Origin of the sequence: Streptomyces durmitorensis (assembly GCF_023498005.1) — a bacterium.
Lineage (GTDB): Bacteria > Actinomycetota > Actinomycetes > Streptomycetales > Streptomycetaceae > Streptomyces > Streptomyces durmitorensis.
In genome coordinates this window covers 1602988-1622931 of record NZ_CP097289.1, presented here as the reverse complement: position 1 = coordinate 1622931, position 19944 = coordinate 1602988, and the positions used below count along the sequence as shown (strand labels likewise).

At 71.9% G+C, this 19944-nt stretch carries 14 protein-coding genes; 7 read left to right on the top strand and 7 right to left on the bottom strand.

The genetic code is table 11. From position 1 onward, the window contains the following. The 4 genes from M4V62_RS07510 to M4V62_RS07495 form a co-directional block, all read right to left on the bottom strand. Positions 1-1887 (bottom strand): DUF2264 domain-containing protein, encoded by a 1887-nt coding sequence (locus M4V62_RS07510; RefSeq protein ID WP_249586445.1) that lies wholly within the window; start codon positions 1885-1887, stop codon positions 1-3. Between the two features lie 16 nt (positions 1888-1903). Next, the gene (locus M4V62_RS07505) at positions 1904-3217 is read right to left on the bottom strand and encodes a M60 family metallopeptidase (RefSeq protein ID WP_249586444.1); all 1314 of its coding nucleotides are present in this window, start codon (positions 3215-3217) and stop codon (positions 1904-1906) included. A gap of 61 nt (positions 3218-3278) precedes the next feature. Then, on the bottom strand, positions 3279-5726 hold the full coding sequence (locus M4V62_RS07500) for a polysaccharide lyase 8 family protein (protein ID WP_249586443.1): 2448 nt from the start codon (positions 5724-5726) through the stop codon (positions 3279-3281). Positions 5727-5909: 183 nt separating this feature from the next. Then, the gene (locus tag M4V62_RS07495; RefSeq protein WP_249586442.1) at positions 5910-7112 is read right to left on the bottom strand and encodes a LacI family DNA-binding transcriptional regulator; all 1203 of its coding nucleotides are present in this window, start codon (positions 7110-7112) and stop codon (positions 5910-5912) included. Positions 7113-7318: 206 nt separating this feature from the next. On the opposite strand from M4V62_RS07495, the gene M4V62_RS07490 reads away from it, so the two are divergent. From M4V62_RS07490 to M4V62_RS07465, 6 genes are all read left to right on the top strand, one after another. Beyond that, positions 7319-8797: a M1 family metallopeptidase gene (locus tag M4V62_RS07490; protein WP_249586441.1), complete on the top strand. Its 1479-nt coding sequence runs from the start codon at positions 7319-7321 to the stop codon at positions 8795-8797. 74 nt (positions 8798-8871) lie between these two features. Then, a complete protein-coding gene (locus M4V62_RS07485) occupies positions 8872-11076 on the top strand; it encodes a galactose-binding domain-containing protein (protein WP_249592729.1) in 2205 nt (734 codons plus the stop codon). Positions 11077-11120: 44 nt separating this feature from the next. Next, positions 11121-12305 carry a Gfo/Idh/MocA family protein gene (locus M4V62_RS07480; RefSeq protein ID WP_249586440.1) on the top strand — a complete coding sequence of 395 codons (1185 nt, stop codon included), beginning with the start codon at positions 11121-11123 and terminating at the stop codon, positions 12303-12305. 135 nt (positions 12306-12440) lie between these two features. Further along, on the top strand, positions 12441-13469 hold the full coding sequence (gene tdh, locus M4V62_RS07475; protein ID WP_249586439.1) for an L-threonine 3-dehydrogenase: 1029 nt from the start codon (positions 12441-12443) through the stop codon (positions 13467-13469). Positions 13470-13512: 43 nt separating this feature from the next. Beyond that, positions 13513-14721 (top strand): glycine C-acetyltransferase, encoded by a 1209-nt coding sequence (locus M4V62_RS07470; RefSeq protein ID WP_249586438.1) that lies wholly within the window; start codon positions 13513-13515, stop codon positions 14719-14721. Positions 14722-14778: 57 nt separating this feature from the next. Further along, positions 14779-15678 (top strand): LysR family transcriptional regulator, encoded by a 900-nt coding sequence (locus M4V62_RS07465; RefSeq protein WP_249586437.1) that lies wholly within the window; start codon positions 14779-14781, stop codon positions 15676-15678. A gap of 92 nt (positions 15679-15770) precedes the next feature. Here M4V62_RS07465 and M4V62_RS07460 read toward each other — a convergent pair whose 3' ends face one another. From M4V62_RS07460 to M4V62_RS07450, 3 genes are all read right to left on the bottom strand, one after another. Further along, a complete protein-coding gene (locus M4V62_RS07460) occupies positions 15771-17003 on the bottom strand; it encodes an RICIN domain-containing protein (RefSeq protein WP_249586436.1) in 1233 nt (410 codons plus the stop codon). 261 nt (positions 17004-17264) lie between these two features. Continuing rightward, positions 17265-17876 carry a hypothetical protein gene (locus M4V62_RS07455; protein WP_249586435.1) on the bottom strand — a complete coding sequence of 204 codons (612 nt, stop codon included), beginning with the start codon at positions 17874-17876 and terminating at the stop codon, positions 17265-17267. An 11-nt stretch (positions 17877-17887) separates the two neighbouring features. Next, a complete protein-coding gene (locus M4V62_RS07450; RefSeq protein WP_249586434.1) occupies positions 17888-18649 on the bottom strand; it encodes a sulfite exporter TauE/SafE family protein in 762 nt (253 codons plus the stop codon). Positions 18650-18733: 84 nt separating this feature from the next. On the opposite strand from M4V62_RS07450, the gene M4V62_RS07445 reads away from it, so the two are divergent. After that, a complete protein-coding gene (locus tag M4V62_RS07445; protein ID WP_249586433.1) occupies positions 18734-19663 on the top strand; it encodes a LysR family transcriptional regulator in 930 nt (309 codons plus the stop codon). The last annotated feature ends 281 nt before the right edge of the window (positions 19664-19944 follow it).

The following is a 19944-nucleotide window of genomic DNA, read 5'->3' as shown; positions in this document are numbered from 1 at the left end:
TCACACCTCCAGCACATCGCCGTCGGGAAAGCGGACGCGCACGGCGCCGCCGTCCACCTCGCAGGAGATGGCCTGCCGCAGCGCCACGGGCCGGACGGTGTCCTGGGAGAGCGCGATGAGCGTGACGTGGACGCTCGTCCCGCCCGCGTGCCCGGCGCACGTCAGGTACGGCGTCGCCGAGTGCGGTCCGTACGCGTTGGCCGCCACCTCACGGGCGATGCCCGCCCCCTCGTCCCAGCCGTGCAGCGCGACCACGGCGCTGGTGAGACCCGATTCCGTCCGGGTGAGCGCCCAGCCGGGGCCCTGCTCGGCGTACGGCTGTGTCGCGTCGGCCACCGCGTAGCCGCCCTCGCGGACCGTCACGCCCGCCGGGGCCTGGACCCGATGGACGCGTATCTCCCACGGGCCGTGCAGCGCACTGGTCGTCTCGACGGGGAACTCGCCTTCAAAGCCCGGCAGTTGAGCGTCGTGCCGGGAGGCGGCCACGCGTCCCTCGCAGCGCACCGGGTGGATCCTGCGGCGGCGTGAGGGGGTGCCGTCCGGTGCGATGAGCGCGAGGTGGCTGTCCACGGTGCGCTCCCACGCGCTCGGGGCGGTCTCGGGGGCGGTCGCCGTGGAGTAGCCGAACTTGGCGTAGTGCGGGTCGTCGGCCGCGGGGCCTTCGAGCGGGTTGTGGTCGCTGCCGTGGTTGATCAGACGGACGATGCCGTCGTGCCGCGTGCCGTGCAGGAGCCAGCCGGGCTCGGGGAGCGCCGTGTACTGGTCGGACTCCTCGACGGGGAGCGGGAGTTCGGTATCCGTCCACACCGGGTGATCGGCGGGCAGCAGCAGGCCGAGGAAGCCCTTGCTGGCCCAGTACGGGGACGCGGGGCCCGAGTAGGCCTGCGTGGACGGCAGGAACGTCCCGTACCAGCCGAGCGGAAGCAGCCCGCGCTCGTCGGGGACGCCGCGCTCCACGAAGTGCCGTGCGGTGCCGGACGCGAGGCGCCGGGTGAGGCCGGGGGCCAGAGGCGTGCAGTCGGCGAGGGCGCCCATCCAGAGAGGGGCGGTCGCCGCGAAGCGGTACGTCAGGGAGCGGCCCTGGTGGACGGGTGCGCCGTCGGCACCGAAGAAGTGCGGGTACGTGGTGAGGAATTGGGTCAGCCGCTCGCGGTACACCGTGGCGCGGCCCCCGTCGTCCGGGCCTGCCATGCGGGCCCAGAGCAGCGGGTACAGGTGCATCGCCCAGCCGATGTAGTAGTCGAAGTTGCGCCCGTCGCCGTCGCTGTACCAGCCGTCGCCCCGGTACCAGTCCTCGATCCGGTCCAGGCCTCCGTCGATGTCCGCCTTGCTGTACGGCGCGCCGACGGAGGCCAGGAACTGTTCGGACACCACCTGGAAAAGACGCCAGTTGTTGTCCCACGTCCTGCCGCCGACGAAGCCGGAGAACCAGTCGACGACCCGCTCCTGGACCCGGGTGTCGAGCTTGTCCCAGATCCAGGGGCGCGTCTCGTGCAGAGCGATCGCGATCGACGCCGCCTCCACCATCTGCTGCGAGCAGTCGGTGAGTCGGGGCCAGGCCTCACCGCCCGGGCCGTCCCGGTCCGTGCCCGCTGTCAGACCCTGCGCGTAGCGTTCGACGAGGTGGGGGTCCACCTCACCGCCCGCTCCCGCGATCCGGAAGGAGGCGAGGAGGAATGACCGTGCGTACCCCTCCAGACCGTCCGACACCACCCCTGACCAACTGCCGCGCCCCGGCAGCCGGTACTGCGCGAAGCGGGGCGTCGCGTACGGGACGAGCGCCTCCAGCTGCCGGTCGGCGAGCGCCTCCCAGTGCGCGCGGGTCCAGCCCGTGCGCGGGGACAGGATCCGGTCGGTGGGCGGCAGGGCCAGGTGCGGTGCGGGCATGGTGGATCCGTGCTTCCTATTCGCGGTAGGTGCTTGCGTCGACGGAGGGCTTGTTCAGGCCGAGCGCGGTGATGCGCGCCTTGCCCGACGCGGTGAGGGGGAAGCGCCACTTGGTGACGAAGAACTCCGAGAGGTCGCGCCCCGCGGCCCGGCTCGCGTACACGGCGAGGTTGTCGTAGCGGTCGGCGTCCGCCGCCGACGCGGGGTTGTCGGTGCGGATCAGCCGGTGCAGCTCGGGCCAGACGCCCGTGCCGAAGGCGAGCCGCAACTGCCACAGCGGCACGAGCTTCTGCCAGACGTCGAGCGCGGTGTACTCCGTGCCGGAGTCGCGCGCCGTGAAGGCGAGGTCGTAGACGTCCTTGCCGCCGGAGTCCTTGGTCAGCAGCCGTGAGGTCTGGCCGAGCGTGCGCTGCGCGGCGAGCGAGTAGAGGTTGCAGGTGACCTCGGTGAGCGCGCCCGGCTTGTACGCGAACTGCTGGTGCTGGTGGCCCAGTTCGTGGTACATCCCCCAGCCGCCGGTGCGCAGACCGTTCACGCCCGCGATGTACGCCATCGCGCCGCTCGGGTAGCCCGTGTATCCGTGCGTCGCGTACGCACCCACGCCGGACGCCACCTTCGTGACGTTCACGAAGTGGTACGGCAGCGGATTGCGGGCGTGGGTGCCGGTGCTGCCGCTCAGTCCGCTGAACGTCGCGTGCGAGGTGAGGAGTTGCTCGTAGGTGTCGAGCAGGGCCGCGTGGTCCTCGGTGCGGTACTGCAAGGCGGTGGCGCGGGCCAGGGTGACGATGGCGTGGGCAGACCGGAGCTGGACGTATCCGGAGGCCGTCGCCGAGTCCAGCTGGGCCTGGAAGGCGGACTCCGACGTCGACCCGTGGACGAAGGTGGGCATCGGCACGGAGCCGGTGCCGATGGTGACCGTCGCGCGCTCACCGCTGCCGGTCAGGGTGAGGTGGATCGGGCCGCCGTGCGGGTCCGTGACGGTGTTCGCGCCGGACGTGAGGGCGTACGCACGCGGCGCGTTGGGGGTGGCGTAGTAGTCGGGGATGCCGACGTACAGCGTGGGCAGGACGCCGTCCGGGGCGGAGACGGTGACCGTCACGGGGGTGTTGGCCGGGGCGTGGGCCGCCGTGGTGAAGAAGTCGCTCGCTCGCTGGGCCGCGCCGAGACGGATGCGCTGGGACTCGGCGGAGGCCCGCGCGGTGAGGGTGATCGCGGCGGCCGCCCGGGGGCGGGCCCGGCCGGCCGCTCGGGCGGGGGAGGGGAGCAGGGCCGCGCCCGCGAGGGCGGACAGGCCGGTGAGGACGGTGCGGCGGGGCGGAGTGGATCTCATGGTGCACTCCTTCGGGTGGGGAACGTGATGGACGGGACCTATGGGTGGGGCGGGACGCCGGTCACCGCAGGTGCGCGGTGTGCGTGTGGCCTCGTGAGCCATCGACGCGGACGGTGACGACCGGGCGGCGGCCCGGAGTGACGGTGACCGTGTCGTCGGCGCGGACCACCTTCCGTACGGCGAAGGGCAGTTCCACGGTGACGCTCGTGCCCGTGCGGCCCGGGTCGGCCACGGCCAGCGACACGCCGTCACTGCCGCGTCGCACGAGCACGGTGCAGGGGCCGGATGCAGTGAGCCCGGCCGCGTTGCCCGGCTGCCAGAAGTGCGCGGCGACGAGGCCGTGGCGGCGGGCCTCGACGGCCTGGGCGGTGGCGGTGTTGGCCAGGACGCGGACCGGACGTGAGTGGGACCAGACGGCGGTCGCGGCGGCGCTCGCGCCGGGCAGCAGGACGTAGGCGTACGAGGACGCGGCGGGGGAGACGCCGTGGTCGAGCCACAGGGTCAGGTAGCGGCGGGTGACCAAAGTGGTGCTGCCGCCGGTGTCCGCGCCGGTGTTGATGTCCTGCCAGGCGCCGGTCCGCTCATCGCGCAGGGCGTGGAGGCGGGCGCCGCCCCGGCCGGAAGAGGACTGCGCGGGGTCGTCGGGGAAGACGTAGCCGCCGGTGCCGTCCAGGTGGGCCCAGCGGGCGCCGGGCAGGGGCGCCGACCAGCCTGTGCGTGTGGGCTGGCGGCGGCCGTCGACCGTGAGCCGGGGCGCCCCGTCCTCGTACAGGTTCCGGTTCTCGACGACCGTCTCGATGCTCCGGCCGTCGCTCGCGGTGATGTCCGCGCCCAGGGCGAGCACCGCGTTGTCGAGGAAGAACCACGCTTTCTTGGCCCGCAGCGTGCTGCCGTCGGCGAGGAGCTCCATCGCGGCGGCGCCGAACCGGTCGTCGAGCGCCGCGCCGCCCGCGACGGCGTTCTTCGGCCGGTAGGTCCCCGTCCCGCCGCCCGAGCCGATGTCGGCCCGCGTCCGGGTGTCCACGGTGGTGCCCGGCAGGCGGTACGGATCGACCGTCGCCCAGAAGCCGTCCCCGAACTGCCCCAGGTCGTCGCCGTCGTACAGATAGGCCATGCCGTCGCCGGTGTACCAGCCGTGCAGGTTCTCGCCGTTGCCCGCCTCGTACGCGGCGATGCGCTTGGAGGAGAGCGAGAGCGTGAGTGCCCAGCCGGGGCGCCGGTGCACCACCCGGTCCATGTCCGCGAACGCGAAGTGCCCGGTGAGCCGGTCGGTGGCCGGTACGGCGTCGTCGTCGAGGACGGCCTTGGCGCGGGCGAGGGCGGGGACGCCCACAAGGCCCAGGTAGGGGTGGGACGTGTTGCGGCGGATCCAGCCCTTGGCCAGGGCGCGCCAGCGTTCGGCGTACGCGGCCGGGGCCCCGTCCGCCAGCTGGAGGATGTTGGTGAGGGTGACCGCGCCGTCCTTGTGGTCCGGAGCCTTCTCGCGGGAGATCGCACGGCCGCGCAGCGCGTCCATCATCAGGCCGTCGAAGACCACCGGCGAGAACGTCCGGTCCACCGCCTCGTACAGCACGGACGTCTTCGGATCGGTGACGGCCCACTCGGAGTCCGCGAGCAGCGCGATCAGCTGGCCCGCGCTGCCGAGCAGGACACTGCCGTACGTCCCCGTGTACGCGACGGAGCCGTGCTGCACGAACGACCCGTCCTCGTAGAACCCGTCGCCCGAAGTGACGTACGTGAACAGGCTGTTCCTGCCCTTGTCCCGGACGTCGGACAGGCCGTCGCGGGCCAGGGCCAGGGTGGCCGCGTCCCGTGCGAGGAGTCCGCGCAGCGCCACGATGACGGCCTTGTCCGCGCGGTTGGCGCCGGTCTCGGACAGGGTCGGAGCATTGGTGCGGCGGTCCGGGTCCGGGCAGAACTTCGCCACCGCGGAGACGTACTTCGCCAGGTCGGCCGCGGCGATCTTCTCCCGCAGCAGCACGCACGTGTCCATCAGGGCGCGGGGCGCGCCGATCTCCCAGAACCACCAGTTGCCGGATTCGGGGCGGCTCGGGTTGTAGGCGTCGGCGTGCAGGAACCGCAGGGCGTCGAGCAGGGCGTCCGCCGCTTCGGCGCTGCCGCTGAGGGAGGTGCCGGGCGTGGCCCAGGCCGTCGCTATCGTGCGCAGGCGGGTGTAGCTCTGGCCGAAGTTGCCCGGGTCCTTCGCGGGGGAGAGGTCGGCCCACAGGGCGGTGCGCCCCGCCGACCGGTCCAAGTCCTTCCACCAGCCGGACGCCTGGGTGTCCAGGACCTTCAGTGCCGCCGCGAAGTCCGGGTCGGCCGCGTCGCACGCGCCGCCGGTGAGTTGCGCTGCCGCGCGGGCGAGCAAGGTGTCGTACGGGTCCGCGTCCGGCGCCGCGCCCCAGGCCGTACCGCCCGCCGCCAGCGGCACGAGGGCGGATGCGGCGGCACTCGCGGCGAGGATCGTGCGGCGTCGCGGCCCGGTGGAGCCGGAGTGGGGCATGCGCATAGGGAACTCCCATGAGGCGTCAGGGCATCGGAGGGCGTCGGTCGCCGGGCGGGGAACGAGAGGCGTGAGCGATTCCGCGACAGCATGTAAGCGGTTGCTATGCGGGGGCAAGAGGGCCCGGCATCTTTCTATGTTCTTTCTGCCCTTGCGGGGTTCCGAGGGGATCCCACGCGCCTTAACCGGTTACATCGGTCGATGCCGCACGGGACTTGGTGTGTCCGTCTGCGTCTGCGTCTGCGTCTGCGGGCGCGTCGTGCCTGGGCGCGCGGTTCCCCGCGCCCCTTCGGGGCCCGGCCGCCGCGCCGCCACCGAATCCCGCACCACGATGTGCGTGCCCAGCGTCAGCCCGCCCCCGGCCGGCTGCTGCCACGCGTCGGCCTCCGCGTCCGTGCCCGGGACCGCCAGCCGAACCGCGTGGCGGCCCATCTCCTCCAGCGGAACGTGCACGGTCGTCAGGCGCGGGCGCATGACCTGGGCCGTGGGCACGTCGTCGTAGCCGACCAGGGAGACGTCCTGAGGGACCCGCAGGCCCGCCTCCTCCAGGGCCTGGAGCGCCCCGATCGCCACCATGTCGTTGGCCGCGAACACCGCGCTGAACGTGAGCCCGGACGCCAGGAGTTCGGTCAGCCGGCGGTGCCCGAAGACGGGGCTGAACGCGCCGGTGTGCACCAGCTCCGGCGCGCAGGGGACGCCGCGCAGCTCCAGGGCCCTGCGGTGTCCCGCGATGCGGTCGCGGGTGGTGGAGAGGTCGGGCGGCCCTCCCAGGTAGAGGATCCGGTCGTGGCCCTGCGTGAGGAGGTGGTCGGTGAGGGCGAAGGCGCCCCCTTCGTTGTCGTACTCCACGGAGAGGGTCGGCACGTCGCGGCCCACCGACGGCCTCCCGCACAGCACCAGGCGTGCCCCGCCCGCGTGCAGATCCCGTGCCCTGCGGGCGACTTCACGGGCGTACGCGCGATCCGAGTGAGCGCCGCCGACCAGGACCACCGCGTCCGCGCGCTGTTCGTGCAGCAGGTCGACGAAGGCCAGCTCGCGCCGCGGGTCGCCGTGGGTGCAGCAGACCATGCAGAGCCGTCCGGCCTCCGATGCCGCGCGTTCGACGCCGCGCGCGATGTGGGCGAAGAACGGGTCGACGACGTCCTGCACGATGATGCCGACCGTCCGGCTGGAGGTCCCGGCGAGTGCCCGCGCGTGGGCGTTGGCGACGTACCCGAGCTCCCGGACGGCGTCCTCGACGCGCTCGCGGGTGGCCCGCGCCACCGGGTAGTTGCCGTTCAGGACGCGGGAGACGGTGGCCGACGAGACCTCGGCGCGTGCCGCGACGTCGATGACCGTCGCCCGTCGCCGCTCCGGGCCACGTGCTGCCGCAGCCGCTGCCGCCTTTGCCATGTGCTCGCCCCTCTTTTCTTCGTACGGATCGTCGTGGCTTGTCGCGCAGTTCCCCGCGCCCCTTACGGGGCACGCCCCACCCGGCAACGATGGTAAGCGTGTACTGAACTTGGCCCAGGGCGCCAGAGAGGGGGTGGAAAAGTCCAAGAGCGGAGGGGCTCCTGGGTGTTGACGGCAACAGTAAGCGATTACTACGTTGCGGCCCCATGGCTGAGAACAGGACCCGAACCGTACGCGCTCGCAGTACCCGGACCACCGTCCGCGCCGCGACGGCGACCGCAGCCGCGGCCGCCACCCTCGCGCTCGCCCTCCCCGCCCACGCGGCGCCCTTCGACCCGGCCCCGGGTGCGGACGGCGTCGGCGACCCGCTGTTCCCGACGCTCGGCAACGGCGGCTACGACGTGCGCCACTACGACCTCTCCTTCGACTTCACACCGGTGACGTACGACTTCACCGGCACCATGAAGATCAAGGCGAGAGCCACCCAGGACCTGTCGTCCTTCAACCTCGACGTCGACTCGCTGGCCATCGACGCCATCAAGGTCAACGGCAAGAAGGCCACGTGGGCGATCGGTCCCGGCCAGAGCGGCCAGGAGCTCACCGTCACCCCGGCGGGCGGCCTGCGCGACCACCGGGCCTTCGACGTCGAACTGACCTACCACGGCAACGGAAAGACCAAGCCGGTCAGCCAACCGGGCTGGCGCTACATGTCCGACGGCGGCTTCGCCTCCGCCGCCCAGGCCTCCCGCGCCGACACCTTCGCGCCGGTCAACGACCACCCCTCCGACAAGGCCACCTGGTCCTTCCACCTCACGGCCCCGGACGGCTGGACGCCCGGCGCCAACGGCAACCTCACCGGCACCCGAGACGCCGCCGATGCCAAGAAGACCTGGGACTTCTCCCTCAAGTCACCCATGGCGCCCGAGCTGTTGGGGATCTCCGTCAACAAGCAGACCTACCTCTACGGGCGCGGCCCGCACGGAGTGAAGCTGCGCCACCTCGTCCCCGAGGACCAGCAGGCCAAGTACAAGCCCATCGCCGAGGAGACCGGCGGGCAGCTGGCGTGGCTGGAGAAGACCCTCGGCGTGCGCTACCCGTTCGACACGTACGGCGTACAGATCGTGCGCGACGGCTACAGCGACGCGCTGGAGAACCAGACCCTGTCGCTGTTCGGCCCCTCGTGGTTCGACAAGCCCACCTACTCGACCACCATGGTCCACGAGCTGACCCACCAGTGGTTCGGCGACTCCGTCACCCCCGCCACCTGGCAGGACGCGTGGATGAACGAAGGACCCGCCGTCTACTACGCGGCCGTGTGGGCGGACCAGAAGGGGTTCCAGCCCATCGAGGAGAAGATGAAGACCGCGTACGCCAAGCTCGACGCGGTCCGCAAGACCGACGGCCCGCCCGGAAAGCCCACCGGGCTCGGCGGCTTCAACATCTACGACGGCGCGGCGGTCTCGCTCTACGCCCTCAACCAGCAGATCGGGCAGGAGCAGTTCGAGGCCGTCATGAAGTCGTGGCTGGGTAAGCACCGGCACGGTAACGCCACCACCCAGGACTTCATCGCCAACGCCGTCGAGGTCACCGGCGACGCCTCGGTCGGCACGTTCCTGAACCACTGGCTGTTCGACCTCGACAACCCGCCCATGCCGGGCCACCCGGACTGGGGTGTCGCGAAGTGAGGCGGCGACAGGGCGCGGGCAAGCGTCCACGTATCGCCGCGGGGGTCATCGCCGTCGCGGCCGTCGGAGCGGTCATCGCCCCGCAGAGCACCGCCCAGGCTGCCCAGGCCGCCCGAGCAGTCCAGGCCGCCCCGGGCCCCAAGATCCTCCACGTCGCCCCGAACGCCTCGGGGGAGTCCTGCACCACCGCCCGCCCGTGCTCCCCGCAGGCCGCCCGTGACGCGGCCCGCACCATCAGCGGGCGTGACGTACGCGTCGAACTCGCGGGCGGTACCTATGAGTTGAGAGAGCCGCTGAAACTGGGCGCGGCCGACTCAGGGCGTGACGGGCACACCGTCACCTGGACCGCCGCGCGCGGTGCCCGCCCCGTCCTGTCCGGTGGCCGGGCGCTGACCGGGTGGGGGAAGGCCGCCGACGGCACCTGGACGGCGGACGTCCCCGAAGGGGTCACCCCGCGCCAGCTGTTCGTGAACGGCGACCGGGCCCGGCGCGCGCGGGGCGCGGCCTGCGCGGCGAGCATCTGTGACGCGACGAAGACCGGCATGACGGGCGCCACCGCCACCGGCATCGCCACGTGGCAGCGGCCCACCGACGCGGAAGCCGTCATCAAGGTCCGCTGGCGCGACTACCACTGCCGGATCGCGGGCGTGGCAGGGGACAACCTCACCTTCGCGCAGCCCTGTTGGACCAACTCGGCCAGCGGCACGAACCGTACGGGCCCCGCCTGGGACTCCACCACCGTCGACTCGGCGCGCTACTCCCAGGTCGCCTTCTTCGAGAACGCCCGTGAACTCCTGGACAAGCCGGGCGAGTTCGTCTGGGACTCCGAGGAGCGCACCGTCACCTACCTCCCGCGCAAGGGCGAGGACATGGGCCGCGCGCGCGTGCTCACCCCGGTGACCGAGCGGCTCATGGTCGTCGACGGCGCCCACGACCTGCGCGTGCAGGGCATCGGCTTCGCGTACGCCGCGTACGGCCAGCCCTCCACCGACGAGGGATACGCGGGCACCCAGGCCGGTCTCACCCTCACCGGGACGAGTGGCCCGGTCGATCACGCGGGCCGTCACTACACGAAGCCGAGCGCGGCGCTGACCGTGCGCGGCAGTCGCCATGTGGCCGTCTCCGGAGCCGAGTTCACGCGTCTGGGCGGCGCCGGAGTCGTCCTCGAAGCCGGCACCAAGGACACGTCGGTCACCCGCTCCCGCTTCACGGACCTGTCGTCCGGAGCCGTGTACGTCGGCGACACCGAGCCGAAGCCGGAGACGGAACTCGCCGGTGAGCGCAACACCGTCGCGTACAACACGATCCGCCGCACCGGCGTCGAGTACACCGACGCGGTCGGCATCTGGGCCGGATACGAGGCCGAGCTGACCGTCGACCACAACACCCTCGACGACCTGCCCTACTCGGGGATCTCCGTCGGCTGGGGCTGGAACCAGCCGGAGGCGCAGAAGTCGGTCCTGAGGGACAACCGGGTCACGAACAACCGGATCACGAACGTGATGCGCGTCGAGTACGCCCAGCACGACGGGGGCGCCATCTACACCCAGGGCGCCCAGCCCGGCACGGTCGTCTCCGGCAACTACATCAACCGCTCCGCCTACGGGAACACCGAGCGCGACGGCAACGGCATCTACCTCGACGAGCAGTCCTCGTACATCCGCGTCGAAGGCAACGTCATCACCCGCATCGGCTACAAGTGGGTCTCGAACTGGGCTGATTACGGCATCCAGAACCACGCCACCGGCAACTGGACCGACACCGACGCACCGGCCCTCACCGGCACCGGATCGACGATGGAGGGCAACCACACCGAGCTCGACCGGCTCCCCGCCGTAGCGCTCGCCGTGGCGGCACGCGCGGGCGCGCACGGGGCCCCGGCCGAGCAGCTCCGCCCGGACCTCGCCCGCGAAGGCACCGCGTCCCAGTCCTCCACGGACGGCGCGGCCGACGCTTCGTACGCGACCGACGGGGACACCTCCACCGACACCCGCACGCTGTCCGAACCGGGCGCCTGGTGGCAGGTCGACCTCGGTGACGCGCGGCGCGTGGGACAGGTCGAGGTCTGGAACAACACCTCCATGACCACGGCGGACTTCGACGTGCAGCTCGCCAGGACCGCGGACTTCGCCGACGCCACGACCCTGCACGTCACTGGACGATCCCTTCGGCCCACACTCCTCGACACGGACGCGGAAGCCAGATACATAAGGATCAAGCTCACCGGCACGGGACGCGTGGCGCTCGCCCACGTACTCGTGCACCCTGCACGTACATAGGCAACACCCGCACTCGCACAGGTATTTGTACGGAAAGGCACACCATGACCGACCTCCGTCTCGGCGTCCTCGGCTACGGCCTGCGCGGTTCGCTCGCCCGAACCGCCCACCGGCCCGGCGCGGGCTCCCGCGTCACCGCGCTCGCCGACCACGACGTGACCGCCCGGACGGAGGCGGCCGTGGCCTTCCCCGGCGCCCTGATATCCACCGACCACCGCAAGGTCGTCGAGGACCCGGACGTCGACGCCGTCGTGATCCTCACCCCCGACCACACCCACGCGCAGCTCGCCTGCGAGGCGCTGCGCGAGAACAAGCCCGTCTTCGTCGAGAAGCCGCTGGAGATCGGCATCGAGGCCTGCGACGAGATCCTGCGGACCGCGTACGAGACGGGAACGCGGCTCTACGTAGGCCACAACATGCGCCACATGCCCGTGGTCAGGCTGATGCGCGACATCATCGGGCGCGGCGACATCGGCGAGGTCAAGACGGTCTGGGTACGCCACTTCGTCGCCTACGGAGGCGACTGGTACTTCAAGGACTGGCACGCCGAACGGCAGCACACCACCGGCCTGTTGCTCCAGAAGGCCGCCCACGACATCGACGTCCTGCACTGGCTCGCCGACGGCTACACCCGCCAGGTGCAGGCCCTCGGCGACCTCATGGTCTACGGGGACAACCCGCACCGCCGCGAGCCTGGCGAGCCGAAGACGGACGACTGGTACAGCAAGGACGGCCACTGGCCGCCGCACACCCAGCGCGACCTCAACCCCGTCATCGACGTGGAGGACGTCTCCCTGGTCAACATGCGCCTCGACAACGGGGTGTTGGCCTCCTACCAGCAGTGCCACTTCACGCCCGACTACTGGCGCAACTACACCGTCATCGGGGACGCGGGCCGCCTGGAGAACTTCGGCGACGGCCCCGGGGGAGTGGTGAAGGTCTGGAACCAGCGGCGCTCGTCCTACCGCCCCGAGGCCGACGCCGAGTACCCGGTGCCCGACGCCCAGGACGAGGGCGGGCACGGCGGCTCTGACCCGCTGCTCATCGACGAGTTCGTACGGTTCGTGCGCGAGGGAGGGCGCACCGACACCTCGCCCGTCGCGGCCCGGATGGCGGTGGCGGCGGGCGTGCGCGCGACGCAGTCGCTGCGGGACGGGGGCGTTCCGCGGGAGGTTCCGGACCTTGATCCTCAGCTCGTCGCGTACTTCGAGCGGGGTCAGACCCGCTAGCGGGCAGGGCTCTGGGCGGGGCCTGAAGGAAAGCTGCGGCGGCGCTTAAGAAATCCTCGATGGACCAGGGCGCCGCCGTAAGGAAGATTCCTGTGTCGTCGGGGGAAGAAGCGACGTACGACAGGAGCCGCTGCGGTGAAGGCGCTGGTCAAGGAGAAGGCGGAGCCAGGGCTCCGGCTGATGGACGTACCGGAGCCGGTGATCGGCCACTCAGACGTCCTGATCAAGGTGCTCCGCACCGGGATCTGCGGCACCGATCTGCACATCCGGGCCTGGGACGGCTGGGCGCAGCAGGCGATCGAGGCCCCGCTGGTCGTCGGGCACGAGTTCGTCGGCGAGGTCGTCGAGACCGGGCGTGACGTCGCGGACATCAAGATCGGCGACCGGGTCAGCGGCGAGGGCCACCTCGTCTGCGGCAAGTGCCGCAACTGCCAGGCGGGCCGCCGACACCTGTGCCGCGCCACGGTCGGGCTCGGCGTCGGCAGGGACGGGGCGTTCGCGGAGTTCGTCGCGCTGCCCGCCGCGAACGTCTGGGTGCACCGCGTCCCCGTGGACCTCGACGTGGCCGCGATCTTCGATCCGTTCGGCAACGCCGTGCACACCGCGCTCTCCTTCCCGCTGGTCGGCGAGGACGTCCTGATCACCGGAGCGGGACCGATCGGCCTGATGGCCGCGGCCGTTGCCCGGCACGCGGGTGCCCGCAACGTCGTCATCACGGACGTCAGCGAGGAGCGCCTGGAGCTCGCCCGCAAGGTCGGCGCGAGCCTGGCCCTGAACGTCGCGGAGACCTCGATCGCCGAAGGCCAGCGCGGACTGGGCCTGCGCGAGGGCTTCGACGTCGGCCTGGAGATGTCGGGCAACCCCGTCGCGATGCGCGACATGCTCGCCAACATGACGCACGGCGGCAAGATCGCCATGCTCGGTCTGCCGGCCGAGGAATTCGCCGTCGACTGGTCCCGGATCGTCACCTCCATGATCACGATCAAGGGCATCTACGGCCGCGAGATGTTCGAGACGTGGTACTCCATGTCCGTGCTGCTCGAAGGCGGCCTCGACCTCGCCCCCGTGATCACCGGCCGGTACGGCCACCGTGACTTCGAGGCGGCCTTCGACGACGCGGCGAGCGGCCGCGGCGGCAAGGTCATCCTCGACTGGACCTCCTGAACCCCGACCGTCCCGACCGCCTCAGCTGCTGAAGGAATCAAGCATGTTCGACTCCGTACGCGACGACCTGCGCACCACCCTCGACGAGATCCGCGCCGCAGGCCTGCACAAGCCCGAGCGCGTCATCGGCACCCCGCAGTCCGCCACGGTCGCCGTCACCGCGGGAGGCCGCCCCGGCGACGTACTGAACTTCTGCGCGAACAACTACCTCGGTCTCGCCGACCACCCCGAGGTGGTCGCCGCCGCCCACGAGGCCCTGGACCGCTGGGGCTACGGCATGGCGTCCGTGCGCTTCATCTGCGGTACGCAGGAGGTGCACAAGGAGCTGGAGGGGCGCCTGTCCGCGTTCCTCGGCCAGGAGGACACGATCCTCTACTCGTCCTGCTTCGACGCCAACGGCGGAGTCTTCGAGACGCTGCTCGGCGCCGAGGACGCCGTCATCTCCGACGCCCTCAACCACGCCTCGATCATCGACGGCATCCGGCTGAGCAAGGCCCGCCGCTTCCGCTACGCCAACCGCGACATGGCGGACCTGGAGCAGCAGCTGAAGGAGGCCTCCGAGGGCGGCGCGCGCCGCAAGCTCGTCGTCACCGACGGCGTCTTCTCCATGGACGGGTACGTGGCCCCGCTGCGGGAGATCTGCGACCTCGCCGACCGCTACGACGCGATGGTGATGGTCGACGACTCGCACGCCGTCGGCTTCGTCGGCCCCGGCGGCCGCGGCACGCCCGAGCTGCACGGCGTCATGGACCGCGTCGACATCATCACGGGCACGCTCGGCAAGGCGCTCGGCGGCGCCTCCGGCGGTTACGTCGCCGCTCGCGCGGAGATCGTCGCGCTGCTTCGCCAGCGCTCGCGCCCGTACCTCTTCTCGAACACGCTCGCCCCGGTGATCGCGGCGGCCTCCCTGAAGGTCCTCGACCTCCTGGAGTCGGCGGGCGATCTGCGGGAACAGCTCGCTGCGAACACGGCGCTCTTCCGCTCGCGGATGACCGAGGAGGGCTTCGACATCCTGCCGGGCGACCACGCGATCGCCCCCGTGATGATCGGCGACGCCTCGGTCGCGGGACGCATGGCCGAGCTGCTCCTGGAGCGCGGCGTGTACGTGATCGGCTTCTCGTACCCGGTGGTGCCGCAGGGCGCGGCCCGTATCCGCGTCCAGCTGTCGGCCGCGCACTCCACGGACGACGTGAACCGCGCGGTGGACGCCTTCGTGGCGGCGCGGGCGGAGCTGGACGCCTCGGGCACCTGAGCCTCCGGCTGAGGCCGCTGGTACGGGTGCGTCCGGTGGTTTGGGAGAATCGGCCTCATGATTGAAGCGCGGCGGCTGCACATCCTCCGTGCGGTGGCCGACCACCGCACGGTCACGGCCGCTGCCGCCGCGCTCTACCTCACGCCGTCCGCGGTGTCCCAGCAGCTGACGGCCCTGGAGCAGGAGACGGGCCACCGCCTGGTCGAGCGGGGTGCCCGCGGGGTCCGTCTCACCCCGGCGGGCGAGATCCTGCTCTCCCACACGAACGCGGTCCTCGCCCAGCTGGAACGGGCCGAGGCGGAGCTCGCCGCGTACAGCTCGGGCGCGGCCGGGACGGTGACCGTGGCGTCCTTCGCCACGGGGATCGCCCTGGTGGTCGGTCCCGCCCTGGCCCGTCTCTCGTCCGCGGCGCCCGGGATCCGGGTGCGGGTCCAGGACGCGGAGGGCGACGCGAGCCTGCCGATGGTGCTCGACCGGCAGGTGGACGTCGCCGTGGCGGTGGAGTACCGAGGCGCTCCCGGCGCGGACGATCCGCGCCTCACGCGGGTCCCGCTGTACGCGGAGCCGTTCGACGCGGTGCTCCCCGAGACGCATCGCCTCGCGGCGGCGGAGCGCGTGCCGCTCGCGGAGCTCGCCAAGGACGCGTGGATCGGTCCCTTCGCGGGCAACCCCTGCCATGACGTGGTGATACTCGCCTGCGAGGCCGCGGGCTTCCAGCCCCTGCTCGAACACTGGTCGGACGACTTCCGGGCGGTGGTCGCCCTGGCATCGGCGGGGGCGGGCGTGGCCCTGGTGCCGCGGTCGGCGCTGCGGGGCATGGACGTCTCGGGGGTGGTGATCCGCCCCGTGGAGGGCGTGGCTCCCACCCGCCGGGTGTTCGCGGCGGTGCGCTGCGGGGCGGAGGAGCACCCGCTGATCCGTCCGGTGCTCGATGCCCTGGGCGAAGCCGCGGGATAGCGGCCGTGCCAGGCTGCGGCCCGGCCCCGTCGGCGGTGCGCCCGACGGGACCGGACCTGACCGGGTGCGGACGCCGGCGACGGCGCCGTTGGCTACATCCAGAGGCCGTCGAGGAACGGGTAGGCCTCGGTGAGCCTGGCCGGGCCCTGGATGAGCTTGTCCTCGGAGACGACGACGAACTCGTCGCCCTTGGTGAGGAAATAGTGCGCCGTGGATTCGCTGACGGCCGTGGTCGCCGCGTCCGGCCCGAACCCGAAGGCATCGGGTGCGGCCGTCAGCTGGAACCGCTGGTGGGACGGCCCACGCACCGGGCCGACCCCCGCGGTGCAGGTGTCCCTGCGGCCGAAGACCAGCAGCCTTCCTCCGTCGGCACCGAAGCCGGTGACGTCGCACAGCTCGCCGACCTGTTCGAGCAGGGCGTGGTGCAGGAAGTGCTCCGCGTCCTGGACGGGGCCGTGGCCCTTGTCGGAGAACTCGACGGCCTGGCCCCCGGTGAAGCCCAGATACGTGTGACCGCCGCGCTTGGCAGCGGGACCGACGGCGTCGAAGCCGTCGCTGAAGGGCTTGGGCAGGTGCGGGAACTGGTCGGCGAGCTTCCGCGGTCCTGCCTCGATGCCGCGCCGCTTGGAGAAGCGGATGAACTCGTCGCCGCGGAAGCCCTCGAAGCGTACGTAGGGCGTGCCGCTGTCCGGGATCGCCTTGGCCGCCGACTCGAAGATCCCGCCGCCCGCGTCGAGCGCCTGCTTGGCCGCGCCGCTCAGGGAACCGAGGACCGAGCCGAGGATGCCGCCCCCGGCGGAGACCACGGTGGCCGTCAGCGCGTCGAACGCCTTGACCTCGCCGCGACTCGGCACCCGCTCGAAGCGCCACTCCTGTGCGGGGCGGGGCCCCATGGTGGGCTTGCCGGCCTGCTCCAGGGCCGCGTCGGGCGCGCTGCTGTCGTCGTGGACGGACAGCAGGTGGCCGCTGTTCACGTTGGCCAGCGTGTACCGGTCGTCGCCGACCGCCACCGGCCGCCACAGCTGGGACGCCAGCAGGTCCTGCCGGGTCTCCGGTGGGCACTGCTGCACCGGCGAGCCCACGCGGCCGCGGCCGGTCATGAGGTCCATGCGCAAGGTGCTGTGCACGTTCTGCAGCGTCCAGGCACCCTCCTCGGCGGCGTCGGGCCGCAGATGCCACAACTGACTGTGCCGGGCGGCTCCTTGCGGGTTCAGCTCCTGCTGCACGACCGGGACGCTCTGTGCGGTCCTGGCTCCCTGCACTCCCGCGTACAGCCCGCTCGCCTCGTTCTTGAGCAGGTAGATCCCCTCGGACAACGCAGACATTGCCAACCTCCGTGGAAGACGGACAGTGATCCCCCGCGTGTGCGCCTCACAGAGTAGGAGCTGCGCCCGTTTGCTGATACAGGTGGATTTCGGCGGCTATTAACCCCTCAATTACCGGTGCGCGTGGCGGTCATCCGCGCAGGCGTCGACGCAGGTGGCGTCAACTCTCCCCGTCGGCGCATCCGTTGGCGGGGCGCGCGGCGGGGCGGGACGCGCCCGGAATGGACGGGGCCGGTTCTCACCCATGACATGGCGCGGGCTTCAACTGCCTTCCAGCGGGCTCCACTTGTTGCTCTGTGTTGCCAGGCCACCGGAGACGGGTGCGGGGCCGAGGTCGGCGTCCCCGTCCTCGTGGCGCAGGACCCAGTCGTCGAGGTCGCGTGCGGCTTCGAGTGGGTTGCCGAGGGTGTAGGCCCGCCACCACGGGCCTGCCTCGCTGAGTTCGTGGTCGCGGTCGCGGTCGGGGCGGTGCTCGTGGTCGCGGTCGAAGTCGCTGTCGGGGGAGATCTCCTCCCGGAAGCAGGACTCGGCCGCGGCGAAGCGTGCTCGCGCCGTGCGTGCGTCCACGCCCAGGACGTCGCCGATGACCTGCCAGCTCGCACCACCGAGGCGCTCGGTCACGGCGGCGGCCTCGAAGAACCGGTGCGCGGCCCTGAGTACCAGCGCCGCGTCGGCCAGTACGGATCCGGGGGAGCCTGCGGTGCCGTCGGGAAGCAGCTCATGCTCGCCGACCGGTACGGCGGCACGCGCGAGGTCGGCAAGGTCGCACGCCTCGTGGGCCATCGCGAGACGTGCGCGCGCCGCGTCGGTGTACGGCGATTCGGTGCAAGCCGCGTACGGCGACACGGCGGTAGCGAAGTCCTCGTCGTCCATGTCGATCGGCCTCAACCGCGCACGAAGTAGAGGACGGTCATCGTCACGGCGGTGGTCAGGATGATGCTCCGCAGCAGCCGGTCGGAGAGGCGGCGTGCGAAGTGGGCGCCGGCGAAGCCGCCCGCCAGTGCGCCGACGAACATGGGGGCCAGGACGAGCGGGGCGCTCAGTGCGTCCGATGCGACGAGGAGCAGCGCGGTCGCGCTGAGGTTGATGGCCGCGATCTGGGTGACCCGCATCGGATTGCTGACCGCGGTGTCGAGGCCGAGGCCGATGCCCCACAGGGCGAACATCATGATGCCTACGGCGCCGCCGAAGTATCCCCCGTACAGAGCGAAGAAGAACTGCCCGATCAGTACGGCCCGGGAGCTGATGCCGATCTCGCGGCCGAGCGCACTGCTCACCGCGCGGGAGAGGCGGCGGCCGAAGGCGAGAACCACCGTGGCGAAGGCGAGCAGCCAGGGCACGGCGGCGTCGAACGACGCCGCGGGGAGCGTGAGGAGCAGGGCGGCGCCGAGTCCGCCTCCGATCACACTGATGACCGTCAGCGCTGTGGTGGACGTCGCCCCGACCGGGGTGAGTTCGCGTCGGTAGACCCATCCGCTGGCCACGGCACCCGGCACGAGGGCGATGGTCGACGACGCGTTCGCCGTCACCGGGGACAGGCCGACCGCGACCAGCGCGGGCAGCGCCACGAACGTGCCTCCGCCGCCGACGGAGTTCAGCGCTCCGGCGGCGATGCCTGCCAGCAGGACGAGCAGAATTTCGGGCACCCGCCGAGCATCGCCCTGTGACGGGCGGGCCCACAATGCGTTATCGGTGTACCCAGCCTAAGGCTGTGCCTTAGGCTCACGAGCGTGCGCTACGACCTGGACGATCTACGGCTCTTCCTCGACATCGTGACGGAGGGGTCGATCACGGCGGGTGCCCGCCGGATGCACCTGAGTCTGCCGTCGGCCAGCGCGCGGGTCCGCTCCCTTGAGCAGCAGGCAGGAGTGGCGCTGCTGATCCGCGGCCGCAGGGGAGTGCGCCCCACCCCGGCGGGGTCCACGCTGGCCCGGCACGCGCGCGAGGTCCTCGCCCAGACCGTGCGGCTGGAGAGCGCGGTCGCGAGCTATACGAGATCCCCGACCGCGCCGCTGACCCTCCTCGGCGGAGGCTCGGCGGTGCACCGACTCGTGCCGCAGGCCCTGGTCTCGTTCCTCCGGGCGCACCCGGACACCGACGTACGCGTCTCCGAGAAGCGCACGCCGCAGATCGTGCGGATGCTGGCCGACGGCGAGGCGGACCTGGGCATCGTCCTGGACGACGAGGCCCGCGACTGCGGTCTGGCGATGGAACCCCTCGGCGACGACTCCCTCGTGGTGGTCGGCCAGCCCGGCGGGATCCTCGCGGGGCGTACGTCGTTGACCTACAGCGAGGCCGCCGAGCACCCCCTCGTCGGTCTCGACGCCGGCGCCTCGCTGCGCCGCTGGATCGAGAGGCATGTCGGCCCCCACGCACCGGTGGTACGCCACCGCACCACGGTCGCCAACCTCAACGTCCTGGTGGCCTTGGCCGCAGCGGGCGTGGGCCTCGCGATCGTCCCGCGCCGAGTGATCGACCCCACCCAGCCCCTGGACGTATGCGAACTCCAGGACCCCTGGGCCCGCCGCCACCACCTCCTGGCATGGGGCGCCAAAACGGGCCCGGCATCCCCGGCAACGAAGTCACTGGCCGACCACCTACGCAAGGCGTCGACTTCGGAACCTGTACTGCCGGGGCGTCGGGGGACTGGGTGGGAGTGAGTTGTGCCGGGGGATCTCCTGGCGGCGGCGCCCCAGGGCGCGGTGAACCGCCAGCGGTGGGTGCCGCAGCGCAGGGCGGGTGCCAGTCGCACTCTGTGGTGCGGGAGTTCAGGGTGGATGTCGGCCGCGGCCTGTTCTGCGGGAGTCCCGGGGCAGTGGTCAGTTGCAGCCTGTGGTGCGGGAGTTCAGGGCGGATACCAGCCCGCGGCCTGCGGTGTGGGAGCCCACGGCCGGGGCAGCCGCAGCCCGGGGTGCCGGATCCCAGGCCGTGGCCAGGATGC